Annotated in this window: 15 protein-coding genes; all 15 read left to right on the forward strand. The window is 41.0% G+C overall.

Annotation, left to right across the window (positions count from 1 at the left end; genetic code table 11):
• The first annotated feature begins 51 nt into the window (after window positions 1-51).
• The 15 genes from R2R35_RS17235 to thyA all read left to right on the forward strand — a co-directional run bounded on the left by R2R35_RS17235 (window position 52) and on the right by thyA (window position 22,536).
• Window positions 52-1,836: a sensor histidine kinase gene (locus R2R35_RS17235; protein ID WP_317731072.1), complete on the forward strand. Its 1,785-nt coding sequence runs from the start codon at window positions 52-54 to the stop codon at window positions 1,834-1,836.
• 46 nt (window positions 1,837-1,882) lie between these two features.
• Window positions 1,883-3,427, forward strand: coding sequence for a response regulator transcription factor (locus R2R35_RS17240; RefSeq protein ID WP_317731073.1), 1,545 nt, complete (start codon window positions 1,883-1,885; stop codon window positions 3,425-3,427).
• An 88-nt stretch (window positions 3,428-3,515) separates the two neighbouring features.
• Complete coding sequence (locus R2R35_RS17245) at window positions 3,516-5,621, forward strand: methyl-accepting chemotaxis protein (protein ID WP_317731074.1); 2,106 nt, start codon at window positions 3,516-3,518, stop codon at window positions 5,619-5,621.
• A gap of 29 nt (window positions 5,622-5,650) precedes the next feature.
• On the forward strand, window positions 5,651-8,341 hold the full coding sequence (locus R2R35_RS17250) for a GH36-type glycosyl hydrolase domain-containing protein (RefSeq protein ID WP_317731075.1): 2,691 nt from the start codon (window positions 5,651-5,653) through the stop codon (window positions 8,339-8,341).
• A 16-nt stretch (window positions 8,342-8,357) separates the two neighbouring features.
• Entirely contained in the window at window positions 8,358-8,768 is a 411-nt protein-coding gene (locus tag R2R35_RS17255) for a hypothetical protein (protein WP_317731076.1), read from the forward strand.
• A 645-nt stretch (window positions 8,769-9,413) separates the two neighbouring features.
• Complete coding sequence (locus R2R35_RS17260; RefSeq protein ID WP_317731077.1) at window positions 9,414-10,712, forward strand: L-cysteine desulfidase family protein; 1,299 nt, start codon at window positions 9,414-9,416, stop codon at window positions 10,710-10,712.
• 158 nt (window positions 10,713-10,870) lie between these two features.
• Window positions 10,871-11,332, forward strand: coding sequence for a GNAT family N-acetyltransferase (locus R2R35_RS17265; protein ID WP_317731078.1), 462 nt, complete (start codon window positions 10,871-10,873; stop codon window positions 11,330-11,332).
• A gap of 219 nt (window positions 11,333-11,551) precedes the next feature.
• Window positions 11,552-12,379, forward strand: coding sequence for an AraC family transcriptional regulator (locus R2R35_RS17270; RefSeq protein ID WP_317731079.1), 828 nt, complete (start codon window positions 11,552-11,554; stop codon window positions 12,377-12,379).
• A gap of 153 nt (window positions 12,380-12,532) precedes the next feature.
• Window positions 12,533-13,501, forward strand: a complete 969-nt coding sequence (locus R2R35_RS17275) for a sugar phosphate isomerase/epimerase family protein (RefSeq protein ID WP_317731080.1) — start codon at window positions 12,533-12,535, stop codon at window positions 13,499-13,501.
• 136 nt (window positions 13,502-13,637) lie between these two features.
• Window positions 13,638-14,690, forward strand: a complete 1,053-nt coding sequence (locus R2R35_RS17280) for a Gfo/Idh/MocA family protein (protein ID WP_317731081.1) — start codon at window positions 13,638-13,640, stop codon at window positions 14,688-14,690.
• Between the two features lie 27 nt (window positions 14,691-14,717).
• Entirely contained in the window at window positions 14,718-15,797 is a 1,080-nt protein-coding gene (locus tag R2R35_RS17285; protein ID WP_317731082.1) for a Gfo/Idh/MocA family protein, read from the forward strand.
• Window positions 15,798-16,018: 221 nt separating this feature from the next.
• Window positions 16,019-17,266, forward strand: a complete 1,248-nt coding sequence (locus tag R2R35_RS17290) for a tetratricopeptide repeat protein (RefSeq protein ID WP_317731083.1) — start codon at window positions 16,019-16,021, stop codon at window positions 17,264-17,266.
• A gap of 49 nt (window positions 17,267-17,315) precedes the next feature.
• Window positions 17,316-18,560, forward strand: a complete 1,245-nt coding sequence (gene hflX, locus R2R35_RS17295) for a GTPase HflX (RefSeq protein ID WP_317731084.1) — start codon at window positions 17,316-17,318, stop codon at window positions 18,558-18,560.
• A 652-nt stretch (window positions 18,561-19,212) separates the two neighbouring features.
• On the forward strand, window positions 19,213-21,591 hold the full coding sequence (locus R2R35_RS17300; RefSeq protein WP_317731085.1) for a ribonucleoside triphosphate reductase: 2,379 nt from the start codon (window positions 19,213-19,215) through the stop codon (window positions 21,589-21,591).
• A gap of 111 nt (window positions 21,592-21,702) precedes the next feature.
• Entirely contained in the window at window positions 21,703-22,536 is an 834-nt protein-coding gene (gene thyA / locus R2R35_RS17305) for a thymidylate synthase (RefSeq protein ID WP_317731086.1), read from the forward strand.
• Window positions 22,537-22,628 lie beyond the last annotated feature (92 nt).

Genomic DNA, 22,628 nt, shown 5'->3' on the forward strand with positions numbered 1-22,628 from the left:
ATACAATTAAAGCGGCAGAATGAATAAAAGACAAAGGTCAGGTAGAAGCAGTTGAAAGCACTTAAACGTTATTTCTCATCCTTAAAACTTAACTACAAAATTGGTTTACTGACTACGGCAATTATTATTCTGCCTCTTGCCATTCTGTCCTCACTTTTTTTTGACAACTACAAAGAATCCAGGATCAAGGAAAAGATAAAGAATGCAGAGATTAATTTCACCCAGAATTATGAGCAGATTCAAAAAAATGTGGAGATGTGCCAGATGTCCACACAGGTAATGCTTAACAGTCAGAATTTCTGGGCATATGTGGAGAGATTCTCTGCCGGTGAAAAATTCAAGACCCAGGAGCTGCTTAACTTCTATCACACAGAGATTAAATCCCTGGAGAAGATAGTGAATTCGAACCCCTACCTTTACCAGGTGCGGGTATATGCACCTTTTAGCAATATGCCTGAGATGATGCCGGTACTGTATCAGACGGAGCGGCTTAAGAGGCTGAAATGGGGAAAGGAGCTGCAGGAATCCGGAACCTGGCAGTTCGATTATGAGGATGATCTGTTTCCCTCCTATTCCTCCTCTGGTAAACTTCATCTGGTAGCTCTGGTTACAGAAAAGAATCTTAGCGGCGACAAAAAAGCTATTATCGAAGTATCTACGAAGATGGAGCTGCTGTTCCCCCAGATGTATTCTCCTACGGACACCGAATGGACCTGCTTTGTAGACAAAACCGGAAATTACTTCTACGACAATGATTATTACAGCAGGTGGTTGAATTACAAGGAAGAGGTAATGTTAAGCAGACCCAAAGAGTATGATGCCACCTATTATAAAGAAATGACCTTAAACGGCGAACCGGTATTGGTGTGTTACAAACCAGTGAAAGAGTTATCTGGAATGATCTTTCGTATTGTAAGCTTAAGAGAAGAATACGCTTCTGTTATCGTATTTCGAAATATTTTCTGGAGCAGCTTCCTTGTGCTTTCAGTACTTTTACAGGTACTTTGTAACCATATGGTCAGATTGATTTTAAAGCGCTTCTATGAGATTATGGATGCTGTTCACAGTGTTCAAAAAGGTGACCTTGATATAAGAATTCAGGAGTCCGGCACTGACGAATTTGGAGAATTGGGACTACAGATTAATAAGATGCTTGACCGGATAAATCAGCTTATGGGAGATAATATCAAAAGAGAGCTGCTGGTGAAAGATTCAGAAATCCGGGCTCTCCAGAATCAGATTAATGCCCATTTTATCTATAATGTACTGGAGTCTATAAAGATGATGGCTGAAGTGGAGGAGAAATATCCCATAGCAGATGCGGTTACAGCGCTTGGTAAACTGCTACGCTACAGTATGAAGTGGGTTTCAAAGAATGTTACAGTAAGAGAGGAAATAGATTATATTAAAAACTATCTGGCACTTATCAATCTGAGATTCGATTATGAAATCTATCTGAGCCTTAATATACCGGAATCTATTTACGACCAGGAGATTCCTAAGATGTCTCTTCAGCCTATCATAGAGAATGCGATCTATCACGGAATTGAGGAAATGGCAGAGGACACCAGCATATATGTAAAGGGAATAATCTATGATAATTATTGCGTGATTGAAATAACTGATTCCGGAAAAGGTATGACGGAGGAAGAGACCATAAGACTTCAAAAGAAAATTGAAGGTGAAATTGAAGCTGCCGGCAGCTCCGGTAATGGTATTGGACTTAAGAATGTACAGGATCGTATAAAAATCAGTTTTGGAGATGAGTATGGTATCAGCATTGCTTCCATGAAGGATTGTTATACCAAGGTATGTGTGAAGATTCCTCTGGTGTGATTTGCGCACGCAGGTGCTCACTGACTCGTTTAGAAAGAGGTGAGCTTTGAGGGAGATCACACAGGACGAAGAGAAACAATATCTGTGTCCTGATTTGTATGTGTGCCAAGACACACAGATGGGAGTTGTCATGCAAAAACTGTTAATTGTAGAAGATGAGAAAATGATACGGCAGGGAATAGCTGCCATAGCAGAACGTTCACCGGTACCAATCGATGAGATCATACAATGCAAAAATGGGGAAGAAGCATTAGAAATTATTAAAAATACAAAGATAGATGTAATGATTACGGATATCCGTATGCCAAAAAAAGATGGTATCACGTTGGTGAAGGAAATCAAGGATCTGCCCCACGTACCAAAGGTTGTGGTAATAAGCGGTTATGATGATTTTTCTTATGCAGTGGAGCTGCTGCGTTACGGTGCAAGGGAATACCTGTTAAAACCAATCGAGCGTGAGAAGATTACCTCTGTACTGGAAAAATTGGAGGAGGAGCTCCAAAGTGAATGCCATAAGAAAAAAGAAGTGGAGAAAATCAGCCTGTCGCAGCTGAAATACATGATCTTAAATGAAAATATCAGTCAAAGTGAGATTGATACTATTGTAAAGGAATACGCTGAATATTTCTTAAAGGAAGATTATGTGGTTATCTGTACCAACTATAAATCTGCAGACAATATCCAAAAGGAGGGGGTACTCCTTTTGAATGATATGTCCGGGCAGAGTATTTTTATTGTGCAGAAATCAGAAAAGGAACAGCTCCTTACCCAGGTGCTGAAGGATTATTATGTTGGTATCAGCAAGATCCATGCAAGTCTTTCAGAATTAAGAGTGGCTTATCTGGAGGCATTAAAGGCAAGAAAGAATGCTTTTGCAACAGGTAACTTTATAGCAGAATATGAAAAGAATGAAGAAGGTAAAGATATTGTTTCTGAGGAGATGATTGCACAGTTTGTACAGCTTGCCGGTACGGAGAAGCTGGAAGAGGCCAATAAATTTCTCTCAAAGATACTCTATAAAACGAAACAGGGAGGTATCGATCCTGACAGCTTTAAGCATATCATGAACCGTATTGTAGAGGGTATTTGCGATACCTATAAGAATCTTGTAGGCGATATGGCAGAAGAAATCGTTTTGCTCAGAAATGTCTATGATTATGATAATGCCTGCGTTTATTACGAGGCTTTAACCGCATGGGTTGAAAAAATCAATGAAAAAATATTAACAGAATTCGATAATTATAAAAATAAGCAGAAGATACAAAAGGCGCTGGTATTTATCCAGGAGAATTACAGCAAAGATCTTAACATGGCGGTAGTATCAAACTATATATCCATGAACTATTCTCTTTTTTCCTATTGCTTTAAGGAATATACAGGCATGAATTTCATTAACTATATTAAGAACATCAGGCTTAGTGAAGCCAAAAGGCTATTGGAAGAAACAGATGAGAAGATACTGGATATCAGCAGCCGGATCGGTTACGAAAATGAAAAGCATTTTACGAAACTATTTAAGGCAGTAACGGGAGTATCCCCATCCGAATACAGAAAGAATGCCCAGGTGGGTAAGAGAAAGACTCTCCCGTAAATGCAGTGTTTCCAACCATATAACTGATGTAATCCTCACAGCTATAAAGTGAACAATATACTAGGGTATATGGCAGAGAAGGGTGAGTATGATACGAAAAGATAAAATCTCAAGAAAGCTTAACGGAATAATTCTGATTCCTGTTATGTTCATTATCCTTTTAGGAGCAGTTTCCTACTTAAAATCCTCAGAGGAATTAAAGAAAAGCTGTGAACAATCCGGCAATGCTGCTTTGGCCATGTTGGAGAGCTACTTTAACATGGGGTTTGAATCTGTTAACAGTATGGCGAACCAGATTATCACCAATGATGTCATTCGAAAATACTACTCAGGTGCTTATAAGGAGGACCCTGTCAAAGAACTGGAGCAGTATAAGTCCATTCAGAATGTTGTGAGTTCCAATGTTGTTAACAGCTCTGTGGTAGCTGATATTTATTTGTTCGGTGATTATGGAAAAGGAACCTCTACCAAAGGTACACTTCCGGATAAGCTGTATAACGAATTTAAGGAATCTGAGGAAGGTAAGGCTTTCCTTGACAGCAAGGCACGATACAAGTGGAGCGGCTACCATGCCTTTTTTGACGATGTGGTCAAGACAGAGGCTGAGGGCTACGGGACTACTTTAAGCTACTATCTTTATAATACTTCAAATAAAAAGACAGGGCTTGTTATAATTGATCTAAAGAAAGAATTTTTTCTGAATGCCATAAGAAATACTGATTTTGGTGAAGGTGCTGTTATTGGATATATAACGAAAGACGGCAGAGAAATTCTGGAGGGGGATTATAAAGAGGATTTTAAGTTTCAGGAAACGGAATTTTATAAAGACAGTCTGGAGCCTTCGCAGAACAGTGCTGCAAAGACCGGAAAGAAGAGCAAGGCTATAGAAGGCGGAAGCAGGTATATCACTTATAAGGGAGAAAGCTACCTTTATCTTTATATGCCGGTACTAGAGGATGAGATGCAGGTATGCGCGCTCATACCGGAGAAGACCATTACCGGTGCCTCCAGAGAACAACTGGTGCTTACCGTTATTTTTGTAATAGCGGGAAGTTTCATTGCACTGCTGATTGGAAGCAGAACGGCAAAGGGAATCGCCGCTGCCATTAAAGGCACCAATGAAGTACTGTTAAAGACCGCAGAGGGGGATTTGTCTGTATCGGCCCGTGTCAGGAGGAGTGATGAGTTCAGTCAGTTGGCAGAGGGGATTAATACCATGATTCAAGGGATGAAGAACCTGATCCTTCGTATGATGGGGGTAAGTGAAGCCGTAACCCTCTCAGCAGGTGACATAGCAGAAAAATCTGAACTTCTTATAACAGCTGCCGGAGAAATAGAAAAGACAGTACTGGAACTGGAAGCAGGTGCGGAGAATCAGGCGGAAGATACGAGAATCTGCTCTGAGAGGATAGAAACCCTCTCGGAACAGATTGAAATGGTAGGAGAGAAGACGGACAAGATAAAAGCTTTGACCAAAGAGGCGAAAGAGATTGCAGAACAGGGAAGGTCAATTGTCGGACAGCTTTCAGAAAGAGCAGAGGATACCAGGGAAATTACCGGGAAAATCATCGATGATATAACGACCCTGGCAGTTAAATCCCAGGCAGTAGGTGAAATTATCCTGTCCATTAATGAGATTGCCGAACAGACCAATCTGCTGTCCTTAAATGCTTCCATAGAAGCAGCCAGAGCAGGCAGTGAAGGCAAAGGTTTTTTAGTTGTAGCCGATGAAATCCGGAAACTGGCAGCCAAATCCCATGAAGCGGCTGCGCAGATAGGCAATATCATAAACGAAATAGACCTGCGCACCAGGAAAACGGTAGCAACTGCACATACAGCGAAGGAAGCTGTAAATTCCCAAAAGTCTGCTCTTACCAATACCATTGAAGTCTTCTATGACATTAACCGGAAGGTGGAGTATTTAGACAGTAATCTCCTTGATATTCTTTCTGGTATAACAATCATTAAAGCCTCCAAGGAGGAAGCCTTAGAAGCTGTGGAGGGTATTGTGGCAGCAGCCAGGCAGAGTGCCGCAGCTACGGAAGAATTAGGTGCTACGGCAGTGAATCAGATGCTTTATGTAAAAGATTTAAGAGTCACAGCAGACAGACTAAGCGATATGGTAGCAGAATTAAAGCAATCCGTAGGTGCTTTTCAGGTCGAAGAGAAAAACGCAGAAGTAAGAACAGTTTAGAGGTTACTCTAAGACAGATTGGAGCAAAAATGAGTGGATATAAATATCTGGATAACCATGGGACCTTTCAGTTAAATAATCCTGAGCTGACAGGCTATCTTTATTTTCCTCTGGCCAATGAAAGCGGTGTAATGGCAAGTATCACCCCCACCCTTGGCGGAGACAATAAGCTGGGGCAGAATAGCTTTCTGCTGGCACCCGTAAGCAGCGAAGACCTTCATAATAACAGGAGTACCAGAAATTTCTGGGTGGATATTAAGGGGAAAGGCCTGTGGTCGGCTGCAGGTGTATCCGCCTGGCAGGAAGGAAAACTCTTTTCGGAGGGGAAAGAGAAAACCACTCTGACGGCAGGTATGATGTGGCAGAAGGTCACCAGAAGCTCTAAAGAGTATGGAATAGAAGCAGACATAACTTCTTTTGTACCTCTAAAGGATTCCGTAGAGATAATGCTGGTAACCTTAAGAGCACGGGAGGATATTACCCTGACACCTGTTGCAGCCATACCCTTATATGGACGTTCTGCGGATAATATCAGGGATCACAGGCATGTAACCTCGCTTTTACACAGAACAATAACCACACCTGAGGGAATCCTGTTAGATCCGACGCTGACTTTTGATGAGAGAGGTCATCGTAAAAACGAAGTGGTATATGGAGTATTAGGCAGCGCGGAAGAAGGAGAACTACCGGAAAGCTTCTATCCTGTGGCAGAAGAATTTATTGGGGAAGGCGGTTCCTTTACGAATCCCAGGGCATTACAGGAAGGTAAGAAAGGGGTAAGTGCCGGATTCACGAAAGACGGCTATGAAACCCTTGGAGGAATAGCCTTTAAGACCTGTTCCTTGAAAAAAGGAGAAGAAAAAACTTTTCTTCTGGTTATGGGATATGGCAAAGACAAAGAAGCTTTTCTTTCAAATGCCAGACCTTATTTGAAGAAAAACCGCTGCATAGAAGCTCTTGCAGAGACCAAAAAGAGCTGGCTTGATAAACTCAATATTAGTTACAGCACCGGTATGCCTGATTTTGATGCCTGGATGCAGTGGGTGAATTTTCAGCCGATGTTAAGAAGAATCTATGGCTGTTCTTTTCTGCCACACCATGATTATGGAAAAGGCGGCAGAGGCTGGCGGGATCTGTGGCAGGATTGTCTGGCACTGCTGATCATGAATCCGGAAGGTGTCAGAGATATGCTCCGGGCTAATTATGCAGGGGTGAGGATAGATGGAAGCAATGCCACTATCATTGGAACAAAACCCGGTGAATTTATCGCTGACAGAAATAATATAACCCGTGTATGGATGGATCATGGTGTATGGCCTTTCCTGACTACAAGGCTGTATCTGATGCAGACCGGTGATTTAGACCTTTTATTCCAGGAGAATTCCTATTTTAAGGATTCGCAGGCGGTCAGAGGGGAAGAAAAGGATACCGAGTGGAAAACAGAAGAGGGAAATATACTTAGAAATAAGGAGGGAGCAGAATACCGGGGAACGATCCTTGAGCATGTATTGGTGCAGCTCTTAACAGCCTTTTACGATGTAGGTGAGCATAATCATATGCGGCTCCGGGGAGCAGACTGGAATGATGCTCTGGATATGGCAAAAGAGCGGGGGGAAAGTGTGGCTTTTACCAGTCTCTATGGACAGAATCTGAATCAGCTGTCAGAACTGTTAAACTATCTTGCTGCCAATGGAAGGGATAAGATAACCCTTTTGAAAGAATTAATACCGCTGCTGACAGACAAAATAGCAATCTATGAGGATGTAACTGCCAAAAAGGAACTGTTATACCGGTATTGTGATTCCGTAAGACACAGCGTAAGCGGAGAAAAACAGGAAATCTCACTGACAGAACTGGCAGATTACCTGAAGGCAATGGGAAACTGGATTAAGGCGCATATCAGAAAGACAGAATGGATAACAGATCAGAAAGGTTATTCCTGGTATAACAGCTACTATGATAACAATGGAAGAAGAGTCGAAGGGGAGCATGACCTTGGAGTGCGAATGATGCTGACAGGTCAGGTATTTGCCATAATGTCAGGAACTGCAACAGAGGACCAGGTAAAAGAGATAACGGAAGCGGCAGATAGGTACCTGTACGCAGCAGAGATAGGCGGATACCGGTTAAATACAGATTTTCATGAGGTGAAGACAGATCTGGGACGAATGTTCGGTTTTGCTTATGGAAGCAAAGAAAATGGTGCGGTATTTGCCCACATGGCTGTAATGTATGCCAATGCCCTGTACGGAAGAGGTTTTGTAAAAGAAGGATATAAGGTAATCAACAGCCTCTACTGTCATTTAAGTGATTTTGAAAAAAGCAGAATATATCCAGGCATTCCGGAATACATAGGAGAAAACGGCAGAGGCCTTTATCATTATCTTACAGGTTCAGCCAGCTGGCTGCTTCTTACTGTTTTCAATGAGATGTTCGGGGTGAAAGGTTATTACGGTAATCTGGTATTGGAGCCAAAACTTCTAAAAGAGCAGTTTTCTGCTGAGAACAAAGCAGAAGTATCCTTTCAATTACACGGCAGGAAATTCACTGTGTGCTACTATAACAGGAATGCAAAGGAATACGGCGAATATGAAGCTGTAAAGGTTTCTTTCAACGGCTCAGAGCTTCCAAAGGTTCAGGATAAGATTATGCTGCTGAAAGAAGACATCATAAAACTAAAGGAAGATATAACCCATGTAATTGAAGTAGAGCTGATCTAAAAAGGGGAGAGGTAAATTGGAAAAGCAATATATAGATATAACGGCTTATGAGGGAGAAGGCTATAAGCCTATGATTGATTACATGAGCTGGCGGGTTGCAATACTCCGGTATTGTGAAGAACTCGAGGTACAGAACTTAAAGACCATGCAGCAGCATAACGAATCCGATGAAGTATTTATCCTGTTAAAAGGGAGCTGTACTCTGTTTACCGGCGGGCTTGGCCATGCCATAAACCGTATGGATGCAGTCAAAATGGAACCATTGAAGCTGTATAACGTAAAGCGGGGAGTATGGCATACCCATACCCTAGATAAAGAAGCAACTGTCTTAATCGTAGAAAACCAGGATACCTCCGACCTTAATTCACCTGTTGCAAAACTGACAGAGGAGCAAATCCGCAATCTGAAGGAACTATATCTGCAGTAATTGCTGTTGATTTTAATCATTAGAATTATCAGCGATAATTCTAGCTGTACAAATAAAATAATTAGCTTTAAACGAAACAAAAACAGGGCATCTATAAAAAAGAAAGGCACGGAGATGTGCCTTTCTAAAATCTATGCTACAATTATCTGCCAGACCAGTCTATATCATCTTATAATAATTGCTGTCATTCTTACAATTCAAGCACCAAAAACATATTCGTTATAAGATTTCAGGCAAATTGGGCAGACCAGAAAGAACGAATGCGCCTATGGAAAGGTATTAGAGGTCCTTTCTATGGAGATTTAATGCTATATTTTAAAACAGATTGTTTGAGCGAAGCGAGTTATCTGTTTTAAAATATGTCAAGCATAAAATCTCCATAGAATTAGGACCTCTTATACCTTGGAATTGAAGCATGAGTTCTTTCTGGTCTGCCCAATTTGCCGTCCCCTTGCAAAAAACATATTTTAACCCATCAATCACTATTCCTGCTAATTCTGAAGTTAACGACAAATACCCGTTTTTTTGCTGATATTCCGATATCCAATTGTCTCAATGCCTAAAATAGTATATGATTAGGGTATTAAGAAAGAAAAGCCCATATCCTATGGGTTGTTACATTACAGTTATTACAGGAGGAAGGAAATGGGACTGGATGAAGTAAAATACAGCGCATATTTAAAGATTCTGCAGGAGGAACTGGTGCCGGCTATGGGATGTACAGAGCCCATAGCCATTGCTTATGCGGCAGCAGTTGCGGGAAATACACTCTCCGGAGTACCGGAAAGGATAGAGGTAGAATTAAGCGGAAATATCATTAAAAATGCGAAAAGTGTTTATGTTCCCAATACCGGTGGTTTAAGAGGTATCAAAGGAGCAGTGGCTGCCGGAATAATAGCAGACTGCCCCCATAAGAAACTGGAAATACTGGAGGAAATTACAGAGAAGGAGCAGGAAAAGATTGCAAGATTTCTAGAAAGCTGCCCTATTGAGGTAAAAGAAGCAGACACCTCCCGGGTATTCGAGATCCTGGTCTCTGTATATAGAGGAAGTGACCGGGTTCGAGTACGTATTACAGATTATCATACAAATCTGGTACTCATAGAGAAGAACGGTGAGATATTATTAGAGCTATCCCGGGAAGCAGCAATCAATTCCGTTCCGTCGGCGGCAGGAGATGGGGATAAAAAGGAGCTGCTCACTGCGGAGGATATCCTTACTTTTGCTGATACTGTAAGAATTGAGGATGTAAAAGAGCTGATAGAAAGGCAGATTGCATATAATATGGCAATTGCCGAGGAAGGCTTGCGGGGAAATTACGGTGCAAATATTGGTTCCGTACTTATGCGGACCGGCAGAGAAGATATACGCAACAAAGCCAAGGCTATGGCGGCAGCCGGTTCCGATGCCAGAATGAGCGGCTGTGGAATGCCGGTGGTTATTCTTTCCGGCAGTGGCAATCAGGGGATTACAGCTTCGGTACCCGTGGTGGTATATGGCAGAGAAATAAAAGCATCAGAAGAGAAAATCCTCCGTGCAGTGGTATTGTCGGATTTAATGACAATGTATCAGAAGAGTAAGATCGGAAGACTGTCTGCCTATTGCGGCGTAATAAGCGCAGGCTGCGGAAGCGGTGCAGGAATAGCATATCTCCAGGGAGGCGGTTTTAAAGAGATAGCTCACGCGGTTGTTAACGGAGTTGCGATACTTTCCGGAACAATCTGTGATGGAGCCAAGTCCTCCTGTGCGGCAAAGATTGCGATGGCAGTGGAAGCCGGAATCCTGGGGTATGATATGTATGAAAACGGTCAGGAATTTTATGCCGGAGAAGGTATTGTTACAAAAGGAATAGAAAATACCCTCAATAATATCGGAATATTAGCTACAAAGGGAATGAAAGACACAGACAGTGAGATAATGAAGCTAATGCTAGCTTGTGATTAAAGCCTGAAGTAAGGCAGGCATGTTTCTATTTTTTCTTATGCGTTGGAATAAATAACAGGCAATAGCTGAATTAATGAACATTATCTAAGGTTATACCAGATGCAGTACTTAACTTTTTAGAGAGTAACGATAGAAATTATGAAAACGGAAGGTACAGGATGATACGTTTAATTGAAGAAGTTATGAGCAAGAAGATAATTGCAGAGGAAGTGCTTTATGATCTTCCGGAGTGGTTTGGCATACCTGATTCTACCAGACAATACATAGAGGATTCAGTACAGATGCCTTTTTTTGCTGCGTTTACAGAAACCGGAGTTGCCGGCTTTCTTACTGTGAAAGAAAATAACCGTTATACCGCAGAAATACATGTAATGGGCATAAAAAAAGAATATCACAGGAAAGGTATCGGCAAGGAATTATATCGTGCCTGCTATGCCTGGTGTAAAAACAAAGGCTATGAATATCTTCAGGTAAAAACACTGGATGAATCCCATCCGGATGTTAATTATGCTATAACCAGGAAATACTATTTTGCAATGGGATTTCGTCCTATGGAATGTTTACCGGATTTATGGGGAAAAGAAAATCCATGTCTTATTATGGTGCAAGGTATTCAATAGTTTCGTGTATTATTATCTGTTGTTCAGGTGGTATGAAGTGAACCAGTACCAGGCACAATAAGCAAGGCGTGTGTTCCGGGTCGTGTTTGAAGGCTCATTGCACTGTATCTGACCGTAAAGTGGGACACAGCCCTGTTGCTGCAGGGATTCAACCCTTGTACAGGAACAAAAATCCGACATATACAAAATGAAAATCTGAAGGAAAAGGTTTGTGGTATTATGGGAGCGAAGATACGTGATTTAAGTTTATATGAAAAGAAAATCATTAAAGACGAAGAATTCCCGGTGCAGATGTTTAAGAACCAGATACGCAGTCCGGGTGTATATTTTCAAACTCACTGGCATGAGCATCTTGAGCTGCATTATGTATTAAAAGGTACCGGGTACTTTGTTTATGACAGAAAAAACATAATGGTAAAGGAAGGCAGCCTTGTAATCTTCAACAGCAATGTGCTGCATCAGGGAATCAGTGAAGACAAAGAATTTGATGCATTGGTAATAATTTTTGAAATGAGTGCTTTTTCAAAAGAGATAGCAGATTATAACGTTATCTTTCAGAGCCTGATCGAAGAGGATGATAGAGTTCAGGAACTTCTGACCTCGATCTGCAAAGAAGACATGGAGCGTAACCATGGCTATAAACTGGCAATTAAGGGTAAGCTTTATGAGCTGATAACTTACCTGTTTCGTAATTATGTTACAGAAAGCCTTTCACCCAGGGAGAATACCCTGAGGTTATATAATCTTGGCAGGATAAATACGGTAGTGCAGTATATACAGGAGAACTACAGTGAGCCTGTTACCAACAGGGAATTAGCTGATTTGATACATTTGAGCGAATACCGTTTCTGCCACCTCTTTAAAGAGAGTATGGGGAAAAGCCCTATCAATTATATAAACGAGGTTCGTCTAAAGAAAGCATATGAACTGATTAAAGAAAAAGAAAATTCTATTTCAGAAGTTGCAGTAAAGGTAGGTTTTTCTGACTACAATAATTTTGGAAGACTGTTTCGTAAGTATTATGGATTTCCACCGTCAAAAGTATGATATAGCAAAATAATATGACTATTCAGCAATACATCTATAGAAATTTACGTTGGGAAATAATATGATTGTAGTATCAATATATAAGTCGAAGGAAAGCTTTTATACATGATGTTATAAAGTGTACATTTGCTTAGAAGGTAAAGGAGGTAACTTATGAAATTAGGAACATTTTCAGTAGTACTTGGAGATCTGACACTGGATAAGGCTTGTGAATTCCTGCATGGTAAAGGAGTTCAGATGATTGAAATCGGATGCGGCGGACATCCCGGTAAAGCTCATTGTGATGCAGAACTGTTACTGAAGAATGAGGAAAAATACGAAGAATTCAAAGCAACAATAGCAAAATATGAGTTACAGATCAGTGCATTAAGCGCCCATGGCAATATGGTTCATCCTGTTAAGGAGATTGCAGATAAATTTGATGAGGATCTGACCAACGCGATTCTTCTGGCTGAGAAATTGGGAGTTCCTGTAGTAAATACTTTTTCCGGCTGCCCTGGCGGAAGTCCTGAGGATAAGACACCTAACTGGGTGACCTGCTCCTGGCCGGAGGACTATATGCATGCCCTGGAATATCAGTGGAATGAGGTACTTATACCATATTGGAAGAAAAAAGCCGCTTTTGCAAAAGAACACGGCATAAAGATAGCCTTGGAACTTCATCCGGGCTTCTGCGTATATAACACGAAGACACTACTTCGTTTGAGAGAAGCAGCAGGACCTGAAATCGGTGCCAACTTCGATCCCAGTCACTTAATCTGGCAGGGGATGGATCCTTGTGCTGCAATCAGAGAGCTTGGCAAACAGGGAGCTATTTTCCATTTCCATGCCAAAGATACCAAGATTGACCCCATTAACTGCAAGGTAAACGGTGTTCTTGATACCACTCATTACGGTGATGAAATCAATCGTTCCTGGATTTTCCGTTCCGTTGGATATGGTCATGGAGAGGATTATTGGAAAGCAATGATTTCCGAGCTAAGACTGGCAGGTTATGATTATGCGATCAGCATTGAGCACGAAGACAGCCTGATGACAGGAAAAGAAGGTCTCTCCAAAGCAATCAGCTTTCTTCAGAATGTACTGATATTTGAAGAACGCGGGCAGATGTTCTGGGCATAACAGGAAGGGTAGTGCTAGTAAAGGATAGGATATACCAGTTTTATCAGAGACAAGATGAAGGAGACTTGGATAGGAGTTGGATATAGGCTGTAGCTACAGTACTATAACCGTTCCAAAATCCAGAAAGAGGAATTGTATGTTACAGGATATGAAGATTGCTATTGTAGGCCTTGGCGGAATGGGAGACTGGCACAGAGAGCTGATAGAATCCATTGATGGTCTTACATTAGCTGGAATATATGATATCAAAGAAGAAAGACAGGAATACGCAAAAGAGAAAAATATCAGGGTATATGGAAGCTTTGATGAACTTTTGGCTGATGAAGAAGTTGAATTATGTCTGATTGCAACACCCAATGACCTTCATAAACCACTTGCCATAGCTGCAATGAAAGCCGGTAAGCATGTGGTAAGTGAAAAACCCGTAACTCTTAGCTCAGAAGATCTCAAGGAGATGATAGCAGCATCGGAGGAGACCGGCAAATTATTCACAGTACATCAGAACAGGCGATGGGATGAAGATTTCCTTACCATGAAGAAGATATATGATGACAATCTTTTGGGAGAAGTATTCCGCATAGAGTCCCGTGTTCATGGTTCCAGAGGAATTCCGGGAGACTGGAGGCAGCTTAAGGAACAGGGTGGCGGAATGGTTCTGGACTGGGGCGTACATTTACTGGACCAGATCCTTCTTATGCTGAAAGGGGTTAAGCTTAACAAGGTATATGCAACCATTACCCATGTCACCAATCAACTGGTGGATGATGGCTTTACCACCAGTCTGCTGTTTGAAAACGGAGTGGAGGTTATTATTGAAGTAGGGACCAGTAATTTCGTTAACCTGCCCAGATGGTATATGCTTGGTGCCAATGGTACAGCAATTATTGAAGACTGGAGCTTAAAAGGTGAGATTGTAAGTGCAAAAGGCCAGAATGAAAAGGACGTAGTTCCCGTTAAGACAGCAGCAGGACTTACAAAGACCATGGCTCCCAGAAGAGATGACACCATCGCTAAGACAGAACTTCCTGTTGTAAAGAGTGATATCAGAGACTTCTACCGAAATGTAATCAAGACTATTCGCGGGGAAGAAGAAATAAATGTTAAGCTGCCGGAAGTTGCAAGAGTTATGAGGCTGATGGAAGCAATCTTTGAAGCTGCAGAGAAACAGCAGGTAGTGGATTTTGAATAAAACTAGAGATTGAAAGCGGGGAAAACAATGGATAAAGTAAAGATAGGTATTATTGGTTGTGGCGGAATTGCCAACGGTAAACATCTGCCGGCTATTAAAAGAAATGGAAACTTTGAGATCATAGCTTTTTGTGACCTGCAGAAAGAAAGAGCTGAAAAGGCTAAGACCGAATATGGTACAGCTGCTTCCAAAGTTTATACAGATTATCGGGAATTATTAAAGGAAAAGGAAATACAGGCAGTATATGTCCTGACACCAAATAAATCCCACGCATCCATATCAATTGATGCCATGGAAGCAGAGAAGCATGTAATGTGTGAGAAGCCTATGGCAAAGACTTATGAGGATGCAAAGAAGATGGTAGAAACTGCAAGGAATACAGGAAAGATTCTTACTATCGGCTATCAGAACAGATACCGTGCAGATTCCACTTATCTTAAGAGAGCCTGCAGCAATGATGATCTGGGTGAAATCTATTATGCAAGAGCTCACGCTGTCAGAAGAAGAGCAGTACCTACCTGGGGAGTATTCTTAAATGAGGAAGAGCAGGGGGGAGGACCTTTAATCGATATCGGAACCCATGCGCTTGATTTAACTCTCTGGATGATGAATAACTATGAAGTGGAATCCGTAACAGGTTCTGTGTACCGTAAGCTGGCAGAACAGAAGGAACAGGGAAACGCTTTTGGGGAATGGGATCCGGAAATCTTTACAGTGGAAGATTCTGCTTTCGGTTTTATCAAAATGAAGAATGGTGCTACAATTCATTTGGAAGCCTCCTGGGCGCTTAATACACTGGAAGTGGATGAAGCAAAAGTAAGTTTATGTGGAACCAGAGCCGGAGCGGATATGAAGGAAGGCCTTAGAATCAACAGGGTTCAATATAACAAACAATGCGTCGAGAAACCGGATCTTGGTTCTGGCGGTGTGGCATTCTTTGACGGCAAAACAGAGAATGATTCTGATGTAGAACAGAGAATCTTTTATAATGCCATTACAAAAGGGGAAGAACTGGTGGTAAAACCGGAACAGGCACTTGTTGTAACCCAGGTATTGGAAGCTATCTATGAAGCAGGCAGAACGGGTAAAACGGTATATTTCAATTAACATAGAAATCAAAGGGAGGCTGCGGCAGACACCTGCTGTATTCTCCCGGATGGTTCTGCTGGATGGTCAAATGTATGAAAAATTCACATTTGGGCCATCCTTTTTCTGTTATATTCACTTGACAAATCAGGGTACATTTTAGATAATTCTAAAGAGGCGAGAGAACTGACAGGGGGCATTCCCCTGAATTCGTATGCGTTGACACGCAGATGGGAGGAAAGATGAAATATAATAAGGGAATACAAAGGGCAGGACTGCCTTTTCATATATCTGGAAAGTTACTGGCTATCATAATGATCATACCGGTATTTTTGTTAACCGGCTGCGGCGGCAAATCACCGGGAGATTATTATAAAGAAGGACAGGCGTATTTTGGCAGCGGCAATTATGAAAAAGCGGACGAAAGTTTCTCCAAAGCCATAGAAGGCAACAAAGAGAGAGCAGATTATTACATCAGTTATGCTATGAACTTAATACAGCTTAAGAGATATGAGGATGCCATTATTAATTTTGAGCGAAGTATTCTGGATAAAGACAACGGAGTAGTAAGAAAAAATAATAAAAGAGCCTACAGAGGAGAAGGGATAGCATACTATAGAGCCTATGATTATGCCTCCGCCATAGAAAATTTTAATAAAGCTCTTAAAATCAATGAATTAGAGGATATGAATCAGGACATTTTATCTTATAAGGGGAAAGCACAAGAGAAATCAGGCTTGTATAAAGAAGCGGCAAAAACCTTTACAGAAATCATAGAAAATAACAAGAGCAACGCCCAGGCTTATATCAACAGAGGTGATATTTACCGTAAGATGGGTGAGTATGAGAAGAGCCTGACTGATTATGATAAAGCAATCAAGCTGAAAACTTCGAATTATGATTACTACCTCGCGAAATATTTTCTGCTCCTTGATATGGAGGACAAGGAAGGGGCAGGGGAAGTATTGAACCAGGCAGCAGCCATAAACGGTACCACCGAGGAAGATAAGTTTAATATGGCTAAGATAACATATTATAAGGGAGATTTTGAAACTGCCATACAGATGTTTGGAGAAGCTTTTGGCAATGGATTTACGGAGAGTTACTATTATCTGGGAAGTATCTATGAGCAGCAGAAGGATTATGAAAATGCTGTAACGAACTATGGCAAATATCTTGAAACTGATTCGGGCTCCGACAATGGCAGGGCTTATAATCAGACAGCAGAATGTCTCATAAAACTTAAGAATTATGAAGAAGCACTGGTTTATATTGAAGATGGTATTAAGGTAAATGATATATCCGTAAATCAGGAGCTTAAAAGAAACCAGATTATTGTATACGAGCATCTGGATCGCTTCGAGGAGGCTTATAAGCTTGTGGAAGCTTATTTAAAAGTCTATCCGGAGGATGAAGCTGCTAAGAAAGAAGCGGTATTCTTAAAGAGCCGGCTTCCAGACACTGTTCTTATCAAAAAAGAAACAGAATAATCTATACACGGAAATCAATCAAAATATTCAGTCAGAATGGGAGACGACCATGAGCGATTTGTATGATGTAAAAGAGCAGGAAGAACGCCTGATCTTAGTGGGTGTGGAAACAGGTCCGGGAGATGATACGAGAGATTGTCTGGAAGAACTGAAAGAGCTGGCAAAGACTGCCGGAGCAGAGACCCTTGAGATTGTAATCCAGAACCGGGAAAGCGTACACCCTGGAACCTATATTGGTAAGGGAAAGATAGAAGAGGTAAGGCTGTTGGCGGAAGAACTGGGAGCTACCGGCGTAGTTTGTGATGACGAGTTGTCACCTGCCCAGTTAAAGAATCTTGAAGATGCTCTGCAGATGAAAGTAATGGATCGTACCATGCTGATTCTGGATATCTTTGCACAGCATGCAGTCACCAAGGAAGGAAAGATTCAGGTAGAGTTAGCGCAATTAAAATACCGGGCAACCCGCCTTGTCGGTATGAGAAATTCCTTATCCCGTTTAGGAGGCGGTATTGGTACCAGAGGACCCGGTGAGAAGAAATTAGAGGTGGACAGAAGATTAATAAGAGACAGGATATCTCAGTTAAACAAAGAACTTACGGATGTCAAACAAGCCAGAGAAACAACAAGGGAATTAAGAAGTAAAAATCCCATTCCGGTTATCGCAATCGTTGGCTACACCAATGCAGGCAAATCAACTCTTTTGAACCACCTGACCGGAGCAGGTGTACTGGAGGAAGATATGCTGTTTGCTACGTTGGATCCCACTACCAGAAACATTGTACTTCCAAGCGGAGAACAGGTGCTCTTGACAGATACCGTAGGTTTTATCAGAAAACTTCCACATCATCTGATAGAAGCATTTCGAAGCACCCTGGAAGAGGCGAAATATGCCGATATGATTCTCCATGTGGTTGACAGCTCCAATCCATCGGCCTACAAGCATATGCACGTAGTTTATGAAACCTTACGGAATCTGGGCATCAAAGATAAGACAGTTGTAACCTTGTTTAATAAACAGGATCTGCTGGAGACCGATATTATCATCAAGGACTTTAAAGCCGACAGAACCTTAAAGATATCTGCCAGAGAAGAAAAAGGCCTTGACCAGCTGCTGAATGTAATAGAGGAACTCTTAAGGGAGAGCAAGGTCTTAATTGAGAGGGTATTTTCCTATCAGGAGGCAGGACGGATTCAGATAATCCGCAAGTACGGCCAGCTGCTGTTAGAGGATTACAGAGAAGAAGGTATCTATATCAAAGCTTATGTACCCAGAGACGTGATTGGGATGATTTAAGGATATATTGGAATATCCAGATCGATACGGGCAGTTTTAAGACACACTGCAGTTTTTGGATTTCCGTTATTTAATTGTTTGAATAACTAAAATATTATAAGAAATTAGAGTAACAGAAGCAATTTACTAAAATAATATATAACTAAAATTTAATTATAAAAGTGTCTGATATCATGAAAATAAATAGGCAAATGGCACTATATAAAAATACTATATATAGTTTGGTTGTTATATCAAAATAATATATATAGTATTTTTTTATTGACTGGCGAGGAGAAGTTTGCTATTATTTTACCAAGCGGTTTAACGCTTTGATTACCATAATATGGTCCAACAAAATACATATTTACAAATCAATAATCCTAAATTGACTGATACGGAACCAACTACGTGATACTATGTGGCAGCTGTGGCAAAAAGGCCAAAGACTGTTATTATAGTATCACATTGTATTATAGGGGAAGCGCGAATGCGAAATAAGTAATTCACAAATTTTGTAATCCACAAACAGATTCGTTTAAGTATATCAGCTGCAAGCAGATAAGTATGTAACAGGAATATTCTTTTTGATGTAGTATTTTGCAGACTTGCTATTTAGACGAAGTATCAGCAGATAGTTAGGGATTGGAATGATAATAAAAGGGGGAAAATTATGATTCAGGTTGTAAAACGAGATGGAGAAATAGCTGATTTTGATCTGGCTAAAATATCCGGAGCAATCGAAAAGGCCTTTACGGCAACGGAAAAATTCTATACGGGTGATATCATAAATTTGCTGACGCTAAGAGTAACAGCAGATTTCCAGCAGAAGATAAAGGAAGATAAGATTACAGTGGAAGATGTACAAGACAGTGTGGAACATGTCCTTGAACAGACAGGTTATACCGATGTGGCCAAAGCCTATATCCTTTATCGTAAGAACAGGGAAAAAATCCGTAATATGAAATCCACCATCCTGGATTATAAAGAAATTGTTAACAGCTATGTAAAAGAAGAGGACTGGCGTGTAAAAGAGAACTCTACCGTTACCTATTCCGTAGGTGGACTTATTTTACATAATTCCGGTTCGGTTACAGCAAATTACTGGCTGTCTGAGATTTATGATGAAGAAGTTGCTGCAGCTCACAGAAATGCAGATATTCATTTACATGACCTGTCCATGCTCACCGGCTACTGTGCCGGCTGGTCTTTAAAACAGTTAATTAAGGAAGGTCTTGGAGGAATACCCGGAAAGATTACCTCCTCCCCTGCAAGCCATCTGTCCACTCTCTGTAACCAGATGGTTAATTTCCTTGGTATCATGCAGAATGAATGGGCCGGAGCACAGGCTTTCTCCTCCTTTGATACCTATCTGGCTCCTTTTGTTAAAATAGATGACCTGTCCTATAAGGAAGTAAAGCAATGTATACAATCCTTTATTTACGGAGTAAATACCCCCAGCCGCTGGGGAACCCAGGCACCCTTTTCCAATATTACGCTGGACTGGACAGTGCCGGCAGATCTTGCAGAGCTGCCCTGTATCGTAGGCGGTAAGGAAACAGACTTCTGCTATAAAGACTGCAAGAAAGAAATGGATATGGTGAATAAGGCTTTCATTGAAATAATGATTGAAGGTGATGCAAACGGCAGAGGCTTCCAGTATCCTATTCCCACCTATTCCATAACAAGAGATTTTGATTGGTCTGATTCAGAGAACAATCGCCTTCTCTTTGAAATGACAGCAAAATACGGAACACCTTATTTCTCAAATTATATCAACAGTGATATGGAACCCAGTGATGTTCGCTCCATGTGCTGCAGGCTTCGCCTGGATTTAAGAGAACTTAGAAAGAAAACCGGAGGTTTCTTCGGTTCCGGTGAAAGTACCGGTTCCATTGGAGTAGTAACCATTAATATGCCCCGTATAGCATACCTGGCTGATTCTGAGAAGGATTTCTTCCTGCGGCTGGACAGAATGATGGATATCTCCGCTCGTTCTCTCCATGTAAAACGTGGCGTTATTACCAAACTTTTAAATGAAGGACTTTACCCTTATACCAAACGCTATCTTGGTACCTTTGACAACCATTTCTCAACCATCGGTCTGCTTGGAATGAACGAAGTCGGACTCAATGCAACCTGGCTGGGTAGCGATATGACGAATGAAGAGACACAAGCCTTCAGTGTTAAGGTATTAAATCATATGAGAGAGCGTTTATCCGATTACCAGGAGAAGTACGGCAGCCTCTTTAATTTGGAGGCAACACCGGCGGAATCCACCAGCTACCGTCTTGCAAAACACGATAAGAAACATTATCCGGAGATTAAAACGGCGGGAAATGAAGGAGACACACCTTATTACACCAACAGCTCTCATTTACCGGTAGGATTTTCAGAAGATGTTTTTGAGGCACTGGATATACAGGATGAGCTTCAGACACTTTATACCTCAGGGACTGTATTCCATGCCTTTTTAGGGGAGAAGCTTCCCGACTGGCAGGCTGCTGCCAAGCTGGTTAAAACCATTGCGGAGAATTACAAACTGCCTTATTATACTCTTTCACCTACCTATTCCATCTGCCGTGACCACGGTTACTTAAGCGGCGAACAGTTTACCTGTCCTCATTGCGGACAGTCAGCAGAAGTATATTCCCGTATCACCGGATATTACAGACCTGTGCAGAACTGGAATGAAGGAAAATCACAGGAATATAAGAACCGAAAGGTATATGAAGTAAATAAATCCAGAAAAATGACAGGCTTTCGAACTGTAATAAGCAGCAGTGAGGTATTAAAAGAAGAAGTTGCTGTATCAAATGAGAAGAAAGCAATGCTATTTACTACAAAGACCTGTCCTAATTGTAAGATAGCAAAGGAATATTTAAAGGATATCTCCTATATGACAGTAGATGCGGAAGAGAATACAGAGCTTGCCAGAAAATACGGAATTATGCAGGCCCCCACGCTTGTTGTATTGGAAGAGGACAAAGTAAATAAATACGTTAATGCTTCTAATATCAAACGATACACAGAAGAAGTATTCATTAAGTAAGAAATGCAAGAAGCCCGGTATTGATAAGAAAGCAAGGGTCAATAATTATCAATACTGGGTTTTTAGGTTATTACAGAGTACAAAGTTAAAAATAGAGAAGGAGGGAAACCAATGAGTTTAGCAGATAAATATTTTATAGCGACCTGTAAGGATATTTTAGAAAATGGTGTATGGGATAAAGGGATGAATGTTCGTCCCCGTTGGGAAGATGGTACACCTGCGTATACGATCAAAAAGTTCGGTGTCGTTCATAGATATAATCTACAGGAAGAATTCCCTTTGACAACTATACGGAAAACAGCCTGGAAGTCTGCAATCGATGAGATTTTATGGATGTGGCAGAAAAAATCGAATAATGTCAATGAGTTAAGCAGCCATATTTGGGACGCGTGGGCCAATGAAGAAGGAAGCATAGGAAAAGCCTATGGTTATCAGTTAGGTGTAAAACATAAATATAAAGAGGGTTTGTTTGATCAGGTAGATAGAGTGCTATTTGATCTAAAGCACAACCCATCCTCCAGAAGAATCATTACCAATTTATACAATCACAGTGATTTGAATGAAATGGCTTTGGCACCCTGTGCTTATTCAATGACATTTAATGTTACAGGAAATAAATTAAATGGAATGTTGAATCAAAGGAGTCAGGATATGCTTACAGCTGGATGTGGCTTTAATGAGTTTCAATATTCGGCTTTACTTGCAATGATGGCTCAGGTAAGTGGTTTTGAAGTTGGGGAATTCATCCATGTTATTGCAGATGCACATATCTATGACAGGCATATGCCGATAGTAGAGGAACTGATAAAAAGGGAACCAAAAACTGCACCTACTGTAGAAATTGACGGTGATATTAAGGATTTCTATAAATTTACTGTTGACAGCTTTCAGGTAAAAGAGTATCAGACACATGAATTTAAAGAAAAAATTGAAGTGGCGGTTTAGCCGCTTCTTTTTTTTGTCCAAAATTATTCCAAAGTTAAGTAAATGGATAAATAAGTTATGCAAAAAAAGTATAAAGGTTATCAAAAAAATAA

This window comes from Anaerocolumna sp. AGMB13020, from assembly GCF_033100115.1.
Taxonomy (GTDB): Bacteria; Bacillota; Clostridia; order Lachnospirales; family Lachnospiraceae; genus Anaerocolumna.

Bases quoted from the DNA above. Each gene is read 5' to 3' on its own strand.
- R2R35_RS17285 (WP_317731082.1), top strand. From the start codon at position 14,718: ATGGATAAAGTAAAGATAGGTATTATTGGTTGTGGCGGAATTGCCAAC.
- R2R35_RS17290 (WP_317731083.1), top strand. From the start codon at position 16,019: ATGAAATATAATAAGGGAATACAAAGGGCAGGACTGCCTTTTCATATA.
- R2R35_RS17265 (WP_317731078.1), top strand. From the start codon at position 10,871: ATGATACGTTTAATTGAAGAAGTTATGAGCAAGAAGATAATTGCAGAG.
- R2R35_RS17260 (WP_317731077.1), top strand. From the start codon at position 9,414: ATGGGACTGGATGAAGTAAAATACAGCGCATATTTAAAGATTCTGCAG.
- R2R35_RS17280 (WP_317731081.1), top strand. From the start codon at position 13,638: ATGTTACAGGATATGAAGATTGCTATTGTAGGCCTTGGCGGAATGGGA.
- R2R35_RS17300 (WP_317731085.1), top strand. From the start codon at position 19,213: ATGATTCAGGTTGTAAAACGAGATGGAGAAATAGCTGATTTTGATCTG.
- thyA (WP_317731086.1), top strand. From the start codon at position 21,703: ATGAGTTTAGCAGATAAATATTTTATAGCGACCTGTAAGGATATTTTA.
- R2R35_RS17275 (WP_317731080.1), top strand. From the start codon at position 12,533: ATGAAATTAGGAACATTTTCAGTAGTACTTGGAGATCTGACACTGGAT.
- R2R35_RS17270 (WP_317731079.1), top strand. From the start codon at position 11,552: ATGGGAGCGAAGATACGTGATTTAAGTTTATATGAAAAGAAAATCATT.
- hflX (WP_317731084.1), top strand. From the start codon at position 17,316: ATGAGCGATTTGTATGATGTAAAAGAGCAGGAAGAACGCCTGATCTTA.
- R2R35_RS17250 (WP_317731075.1), top strand. From the start codon at position 5,651: ATGAGTGGATATAAATATCTGGATAACCATGGGACCTTTCAGTTAAAT.
- R2R35_RS17245 (WP_317731074.1), top strand. From the start codon at position 3,516: ATGATACGAAAAGATAAAATCTCAAGAAAGCTTAACGGAATAATTCTG.